General features: G+C 46.4%; 7 protein-coding genes. 6 read left to right on the top strand and 1 reads right to left on the bottom strand.

Features of this window, described 5'->3' with window-relative positions; translation table 11 throughout:
- Positions 1–38: 38 nt before the first annotated feature.
- On the bottom strand, positions 39–248 hold the full coding sequence (locus V2H45_RS08590; protein ID WP_330483220.1) for a hypothetical protein: 210 nt from the start codon (positions 246–248) through the stop codon (positions 39–41).
- 493 nt (positions 249–741) lie between these two features.
- Between V2H45_RS08590 and V2H45_RS08585 the strand changes: the two genes are divergently transcribed.
- The 6 genes from V2H45_RS08585 to V2H45_RS08560 all read left to right on the top strand — a co-directional run bounded on the left by V2H45_RS08585 (position 742) and on the right by V2H45_RS08560 (position 7624).
- A complete protein-coding gene (locus V2H45_RS08585) occupies positions 742–1299 on the top strand; it encodes a general stress protein (protein WP_408648755.1) in 558 nt (185 codons plus the stop codon).
- 34 nt (positions 1300–1333) lie between these two features.
- Entirely contained in the window at positions 1334–2695 is a 1362-nt protein-coding gene (locus V2H45_RS08580; protein ID WP_330483218.1) for an efflux RND transporter periplasmic adaptor subunit, read from the top strand.
- Positions 2696–2701: 6 nt separating this feature from the next.
- Positions 2702–3997 (top strand): ABC transporter permease, encoded by a 1296-nt coding sequence (locus tag V2H45_RS08575; protein ID WP_330483217.1) that lies wholly within the window; start codon positions 2702–2704, stop codon positions 3995–3997.
- Positions 3998–4058: 61 nt separating this feature from the next.
- Entirely contained in the window at positions 4059–4745 is a 687-nt protein-coding gene (locus tag V2H45_RS08570; protein WP_330483216.1) for an ABC transporter ATP-binding protein, read from the top strand.
- Between the two features lie 18 nt (positions 4746–4763).
- Entirely contained in the window at positions 4764–6335 is a 1572-nt protein-coding gene (locus tag V2H45_RS08565; protein ID WP_330483215.1) for a phytoene desaturase family protein, read from the top strand.
- A gap of 74 nt (positions 6336–6409) precedes the next feature.
- The gene (locus V2H45_RS08560) at positions 6410–7624 is read left to right on the top strand and encodes an FAD-dependent oxidoreductase (protein WP_330483214.1); all 1215 of its coding nucleotides are present in this window, start codon (positions 6410–6412) and stop codon (positions 7622–7624) included.
- The last annotated feature ends 177 nt before the right edge of the window (positions 7625–7801 follow it).

The following is a 7801-nucleotide window of genomic DNA, read 5'->3' as shown; positions in this document are numbered from 1 at the left end:
GATGATTCAAATCCTCCTAAAACGTCTTGCTTAACTTCTCAAACACTCTCTAATAACAGAGCAAAGTTGAGAATGCCAAAATCATCCGCGCTAAAAGTCAGCATCTTCATACTGCTTCTGGGTTGAGCCATTAATGCTTGAGGAACTCCTGTCAGCATTGCTGTACCCAAACTGACAAGTCCCCACTTCATCAAAGTACGGCGTGAAGCAGGAGAACTTCTTCTCAAAAGTAAGTCTGGAAAAGTCATAGTGGTTGTCCCTGTAAATGTTATCCAAACATTCTTGTGGTTTTGAGATGATTTCTAAAATCTCAAAGTGTTTGTAACTTAAGAGAATGACATGCCTATGATTGAAATCGTGTAACAGTAAATGTGTGAATAGTTGTGACTGTATACTTTGTGTGAATACTTTTCAAATCTTAATCCTTGTAAAGCATAGAAAGATGTATAGGTTTAATACAGGATTTTGAGAGAAGTCTAAATGAGTTCGCTGGGATAATCTTTGCTGTTCTAAACTCATGCTTAAAAGTTGGTAGTAAATGCCCTGAACAGGGTTCTGTCGTATTTCATCAGCAATCTATTTTTACGTTTTGTATCGTTGTTAATCAATTCATCCAATTCACTCAGGAAATAACTCAGCGACCTGTAAAGGTTGATTTTGGAAACAGAGTTGTTCATTCGACTCAGACAAGTAGTCCTCCACTTCAATCGGGAACTCGTCATGAGCTTAAAAAATAGAGAAATAACTTTGACAAACAACAAACGCGCTGTAGGTATCTTCTCTGGTTATCAAGAGGCAGAGGATGCTCTCACGAAACTTCGCTGCGCTGGATTTGCCATGAATCAGGTATCGATCGTGGCAAAAGATTCTGACGTGAATGAAGCGACCCACTTTGACGAAGAGGCAAAGATAGGGGCGGAAGCAGGTGGAGCGGTTGGAGGACTGACAGGATTGCTGGTCGGACTGGGTATTTTATCCGTTCCTGGTGTGGGATTAATTATGTTGGCAGGGACAACAGCCAGTGCGATCGCGACCACATTAGCTGGCGGTGCGATCGGAACGGTTGCTGGCAGTTTAGTTGGTGGGCTGATCGGTCTAGGAATTCCAGAGGATCAAGCGCAGATCTATCACGATTATGTCGTGCGTGGAGACTACCTCGTCATTGTCGATGGCACAGATGCTGAAATCCTTGGCGCTGGGACAATTCTAAGACGTAGAGGAATTCGCGAGTGGGAAGTATATCCCCCTGCGATCGCAAGAAGAGACATTGAGCCTAGCTGTTCGCTGATGAAGTCGTGAAATCTTCAAGATATAAGTACAAGGAGACAAAATCATGCCAGATCGGCCCCCCAACCATGTTGAGTTAGAAAAAGAGGTATTGCCCAAGAGCACTCCCCAAAAACTTAAAATTTTAGATAAACCCAAACGGAAACCTTGGTTGCTTGGCTTATTTGTTTTGATTCCCTTTATGGGTATCGGCTATTTTGCTTACAACCAGCTTGTTATAGTGCCTCAACAGCAGGCAAAGAACAAGATTCAAACGGCTTTAGTCAAGCGGAGCACTCTGACGATCGTGGTTTCTGCAAATGGAACCGTACAACCCCAACAATCGGTGAATGTAAGTCCCAAAACATCAGGGATTTTAAAGCAACTGTTGGTCAAAGAAGGCGATTTTGTCAAAGAAGGGCAAATTCTTGCCTATATGGATGACTCCAACCTGCAGGGGCAACTAAGTCAGGCTCAGGGAAATCTCGCCGCTGCGGAGGCAAATCTGCAAAAGGTGATCGGCGGCAACCGTCAACAGGCAACTGCTCAGGCAACTGCCAAATTGCAGGATTCTCTATTTGCACTTCGCTTAACCGAAAATGATTTGCAGCGAAATCAGTTGTTAAATCAGCAAGGAGCGATTTCCAGACAGGCTTTTGATACGGCGCTAACAACCCGCAATCGCGCTCAAGCACAGGTCAATCAAGATCGGGAAGCTCTGAATCTTTCGCAGGCGGGAGCCCAACAGGAAGACATCGATCAAGCCCGCGCCCAAGTCGCAGCGGCTCAGGGGGCAGTGCAAATTATTCAATCGAATATCAACGACATGGTACTCCGAGCCCCCTTTAGTGGGACGATCGGGCGTAAATTTGCCGACCCAGGTGCATTTGTGACACCCACGACATCAGGGAGTTCGGTTACTTCGGCAACTTCTTCTTCTATCTTATCTCTTGCCTCGACAAACCAGATCGTTGCTCAGGTCTCTGAAGCGAACATTTCCCAAATTCGGCTGGGGCTGGAGGCGACAATTCTGGCAGATGCCTATCCGGGTAAAACCTTTACGGGTCAGGTGACGCAAATTGCTACCCAGTCGGATGTCGTGCAGAATGTGACCAGCTTTGAGGTTAAAACATCGGTTCCCGATCCCAAAAATTTGCTGCGATCGGGCATGAATGTGAACGTAGAGTTCAAAGCTGGAGAGTTGAAAAATGTTCTGGTGGTTCCAACGGGGGCGATCGTCGCTCAGAACAACGTACAGGGCGTGTTTGTGGCAGATGATAAGGGCGGTTCCGTTTTTGTACCGATTACAGCCGGGACAACGGTAAATGACAAAACCGAGGTAAAGTCTGGTTTAAAAGGTAACGAACAGGTTCTGCTCAGTTTCCCCACTGGGACGCGCAAGGTTTCTGCACCTAGGGGTGGGCCTTAATTACTCATGACAAAGCTAGCGAATTCACCACAAATAGTTCGATCGCGACGGCCGCGAAAGCGCAGAATTTCTCTCAGTGAAGTTCTGATCATGTCTGCTGAAACGCTGTGGAGCAACAAGCTGCGAACATTCTTAACGATGTTAGGCGTGATTATTGGCATCTCTTCGGTGATTGCGATTACGGCTGTGGGACAGGGCGTGCAGAGGTCAACAGAGTTACAAATCGAAGCACTGGGAACGAACGTCATGCTAGTGTCGGCTGGAGCTGCCAGAACGGGCGGCATTAGCCAAGGTTCGGGTTCGGCAAGTACGCTGACTTGGGAAGATGCGAAAGCGATCGCGGCACAAGTTCCACCTGCCAAGTCAGTTTCGGCATTCTTACAACGCCCTTCAATTCAGGTGGTCAGGGGCAATACCAATATTTCTACTACCCTGTTAGGAACGGATTTGACTTACCCAGTCATGAAAAATATTCATCCCGAGGTAGGGCTCTTTTTTAGTCAGGGGGATTTGGATGCTGGCAAACCTGTAGCTTTTCTCGGCGCTAAGGTGCGCGATGAATTGTTTAGTCCCGATGAGACTGCGATCGGAGCCGATTTGCGAATTCGAGGCAAGCGCTACACGATCGTCGGCGTGGCAGAATCCAAGGGATCGGCGGGTGGACAGGATCTGGACGATCTGATTTATATTCCACTGACCAATATGTCCGCTCAAATTGTGGGTAATAACGCTCTGACGGGTGTTGCGATTAATGGCTTTTGGGTAGAAGCGAACGATGCCGATCAACTCAACTCAGCGCAATTTCAGGTGACGAATATTCTGCGGTTGCGGCATGGTATTCATCTATCAGCCCCCGATGATTTTCGGATTACCAATCAAGTTGACATCATCAATACCTTCACGAACGTAATCGGGTCATTTACCGTGATGATTGGTGCGATCGCAGGAATTTCCCTTGTGGTTGGCGGCATTGGCATTGCCAATATCATGCTGGTTTCGGTGATGGAACGGACGCGTGAAATCGGGATTCGCAAAGCCGTGGGTGCAACGAGCGCGGACATTTTAAGCCAATTTTTGACGGAATCGATTGTTATTTCTACGATCGGCGGTGCGATCGGTGTGGGATTGGGCGTGGGATTGGCGTTTGCGGCGGCAACTATTTTTAAATATCCGTTCATTGTGCCCTTGTGGTCAGTTGGAGCAGGGTTTGGGCTTTCCTTCATAGTTGGCATTCTCGCAGGAGGGATCCCTGCTCGTAATGCTGCCAAATTAGATCCGATCGCGGCGCTACATAGCGAGTAACGATAAGCGAGTAACGATAAGCGAATAACGATAAGCGAATAACGATAAGCAAGTAATCACCATGGCAACCATGATCTCGATCGAGGGACTTACAAAAACCTATCATCTAGGCGAATTGGATGTGCCCGTTCTGAAGGAAATCGATCTATCGATCCAAGAAGGAGAATATGTGGCGATTATGGGAACTTCGGGTTCGGGAAAATCGACCCTGATGAATATCATTGGCTGTCTGGATCGTCCCACAAGTGGTCTATATACCTTGGATGGCAGGGATCTAACCACGATGGATGACGATGAACTCGCAGACATTCGCAATCAATATATTGGCTTTGTATTTCAACAGTTCAATCTATTGCCAAGGTTGACAGCTTTAGAAAATGTGATGCTACCAATGATTTATGCCGAAGTTCCGCGATCGGAACGCATAAAATTTGCGATCGCTGCCCTAGAAAAGATTGGATTAGGCGATCGCTTAACCAACCGACCTAGCCAACTTTCAGGAGGACAGCAACAGCGGGTCGCGATCGCCAGAGCATTGGTAAACCATCCTGCCTTGGTGTTGGCAGATGAACCCACAGGAGCATTAGATTCCAAAACTTCCCACGAAATTATGGAACTGCTGACGGAATTAAATCAACAGGGTACGACGATCGCCCTCGTTACCCATGATGCGACCGTGGCAGCTCAGACAAAGCGGGTGATTCATATGCAAGATGGCGTAATTGTTGAGACCGAGAAACATTCGTAAAACTTGAGGAACCCTTCTATGGAACCAGATTATTTGATTGTCGGTAGCGGTTTATCCGCATTGGTCTTTGGTGCTTTGATGGCAAACTCAGGGAAGATCGTGCAAATTCTCGAAGCCCACGAGCATCCAGGTGGCTTTGGTCATACCTTTACCATGGCTAAGAAATATACCTTTAACGCCCAATTTCACTATGTTTGGGATTGCGGTGAAGGGCAGATGGTGAATCAAGTACTTAAGAAACTAGGCTTAGAAAAGGACGTCACCTTTGAGCGGTACGATCCCCAAGGCTTTGACCATATGCGAATGCCAGGATATGCGTTAGATATTCCTTCGGATCCAGAGGAACTGATTCAGCGATTGTCCGCGCTGTTTCCTGACCACAGCGATCGCATTCGCAAATTTGTGAACGAAGTCGAAAAAACTGGCGCAGGCATGAAACACCTTGCACCTCCGATTCAGCCCATGGCATTGCTCAAACATGCAGGTGAAGTGGCTTGTGCGATCCAATATCTCCCCAGCACGCTTCAGGATGTATTCGATAAGTTCCAACTACCACAGGCCGCCCAAACCCTTTTGGCACTGCAATGGCTTGATTTTTTGCTACCACCCAATCAGCTTTCTTTCTATGCTTGGGTGGCATTATTTCGGGGCTATCAGGCAGGGGCATTTTATCCAACGCAGCATTTTGAACATGTGGTGAATTCGTTAGTCAAGGTGATTGAATCCCACGGAGGACAGGTGCTGCTCAACCATGAAATTACAAAATTTAGAGTCACCGATCGCAGAGTTACGGGCGTTGAAGCGATCGATCTCACCACCCATCAAACCCATGAATTCAAAGGCAACACGGTAATCTGTAATATCGATCCTCAAAAAGCCGCCAAAATGATTGGTGAAAAGAAGTTCTCCAAAACCGTGCGCCGCAAACTCAACTATGAGTATTCCGCATCGAACTATATGGTCTACTGCGTCGTCAAAGATCTCGACCTACGAGACTATGGATTTGGCAAATGGAATCTCTCCCATACGGGGCATGAGGATCTAAATGAAGCCTTTGCGCAGATGTACGATCGGCACGATTTTTCCAATCCGAGTTTTGCAATTACAACGCCCACCTTGCTCACAGAAGCAAGACAAGATTGTCCTGAGGACTGCCAAATTGTGGAATTCCTTACCGTTGCCAACTACACCTACTTTAAGCAATTGCAGGAAAGCGATCGCCAAGCTTATAAGCATAAAAAACAGGAAATCTTAGATGCCATCCTAGATGTCGTGGAAAAACACTATGTCCCGAATTTTAGAGAGCATATGGTCTTCCACATCACGGGCAGCCCTACCACCAACGAACGCTTCTGCTGGTGTCCTAATGGGAACTCCTATGGCTCTAGTCTAACCCCACGCAATATGGGGCTAGGACGATTAAATCACGAAACTTCACTGGAGCATTTCTATTTTTGCAATGCCTCATCTGGTTATCCGGGCTTTGCTCCCACATTCTGGACAGGAACGCTGCTGTATCAACGATTATCAGGTGACTTGCTTTTAGGTAAGAGCGAAAGCTCAGTAAAAAATAATGCGAATTTGGGATGAGAAGGGATTGTCAGAGTTCCCCAGAATTGAGGAATTTAGAAGGGAGTTCATATTCATCAACTAGGAGGTCAGTTATGAGAATTGCAGTGATCGGTGGTGGTGCTAGCGGTATGGTGACAGCCTACCTACTTGACAAACAAAAACATCATGTCACGGTATTTGAACGGCAACCGATGTTGGGAGGACATATTCGGACGCTTAACAAAAATGTAAAGCCCAACCAATCTGAATGCCATGAAATGTTAGAAGGTGGTGTACTAGAATTCCCTACGGCATTTCACACCTTTATCGCGCTTATGGAAGAATTAGGGGTAAAACTAGAACCCGTTAGCGTCGGCTCGGCTTTATACCCTAAGGATGGCAATCATTTTTTGTCGGGGGTTACGATCGATAAGAACTACACGGGTATCCAACGCTTGATTGAATATCTCCGTTTCGATCTGCTCCATGCCCGTTCCGCTGGATTATGGTTAGAAACGAGATCGGCGGAGATCGAAGATTTCTACGATCGCCCTCTATCTGAATATGTGAACAACGACAGCATTAGCAATATCTGGCTAAAGTTACTCACCATGTATAGCTACTCCATGCCGTTCGATCTGATTGATGACTTTCCCGCAGAACTGGCAATTCCCATGTTACGCGACTACCTCGCGGTCAATTGGCTCAGGATCGAAGGCGGTGTGTATACCTACATTGAAAAAATTTTAGAGCGTTTTAAGGGTGACATCTTCCTTAATGTAGAGATTGCCAATATTACTAGAAGTTCTGATACCGTGAAAATCGAGCGATCGCAAGGTGAGATCCAGGAATTTGATCAAGTCGTGTTCGCCATGCCCCCTGACCAGGTGATGTCATTGCTAGCGGATCCTACGGATGCTGAAATCAAGCGCTTTTCTGCTTGGAAAGCCAACTATATAACTACGACCTTGCATCATGATGCTTCCCTGTACAATCGTTACGACATCCAACATCCCTCGGAATTTGATTTCTTCCAGACAGAAACCCACTGGGGGTATAACAGTTGCTTAAATCAGCTTTGCAATATCTCATCGCCTAAGCTTTATTTTTTGTCGTTTCAACTGGAAGATTTGATTGCTAAAGATTGCATTATTCACACGCAGAAACATCATACGCCACTGTTTAGCACTGAATCTTTTCGATATCGCGATGAAGTGGTAGCTACCAATGGAGAGAATCATACCTATCACGCAGGAGCCTATCTGGGAGATGGCTTGCATGAAGGCGCGATCGCCTCTGCTTTTCGAGTTGCTCAACTGATCGGCTAAATCTCAACCCCATCTAAAGCAAGAATGATCGATTCTTTCTTACGTTTTGTGTCGTAGTCAATCAATTCATTCAATTCATGCAAGAAAGAACCCAACAGCCTGTCAGGATGATAGCAGAAAAAGGGTTGTTCGTTCAACTCAGACAAACAGTCCGCTCTTTATCTGGATATATTCTGT

This window comes from Tumidithrix elongata BACA0141 (genome assembly GCF_036349135.1).
Lineage (GTDB): Bacteria > Cyanobacteriota > Cyanobacteriia > Pseudanabaenales > Pseudanabaenaceae > Tumidithrix > Tumidithrix elongata.
Note: the sequence above shows the minus strand (reverse complement) of the source record. Positions and strands in the feature narration are given on the sequence as shown.

Coding starts and splice junctions, on each gene's coding strand:
- V2H45_RS08590 (WP_330483220.1), bottom strand. CDS start 248: ATGACTTTTCCAGACTTACTTTTGAGAAGAAGTTCTCCTGCTTCACGC.
- V2H45_RS08580 (WP_330483218.1), top strand. CDS start 1,334: ATGCCAGATCGGCCCCCCAACCATGTTGAGTTAGAAAAAGAGGTATTG.
- V2H45_RS08575 (WP_330483217.1), top strand. CDS start 2,702: ATGACAAAGCTAGCGAATTCACCACAAATAGTTCGATCGCGACGGCCG.
- V2H45_RS08570 (WP_330483216.1), top strand. CDS start 4,059: ATGGCAACCATGATCTCGATCGAGGGACTTACAAAAACCTATCATCTA.
- V2H45_RS08565 (WP_330483215.1), top strand. CDS start 4,764: ATGGAACCAGATTATTTGATTGTCGGTAGCGGTTTATCCGCATTGGTC.
- V2H45_RS08560 (WP_330483214.1), top strand. CDS start 6,410: ATGAGAATTGCAGTGATCGGTGGTGGTGCTAGCGGTATGGTGACAGCC.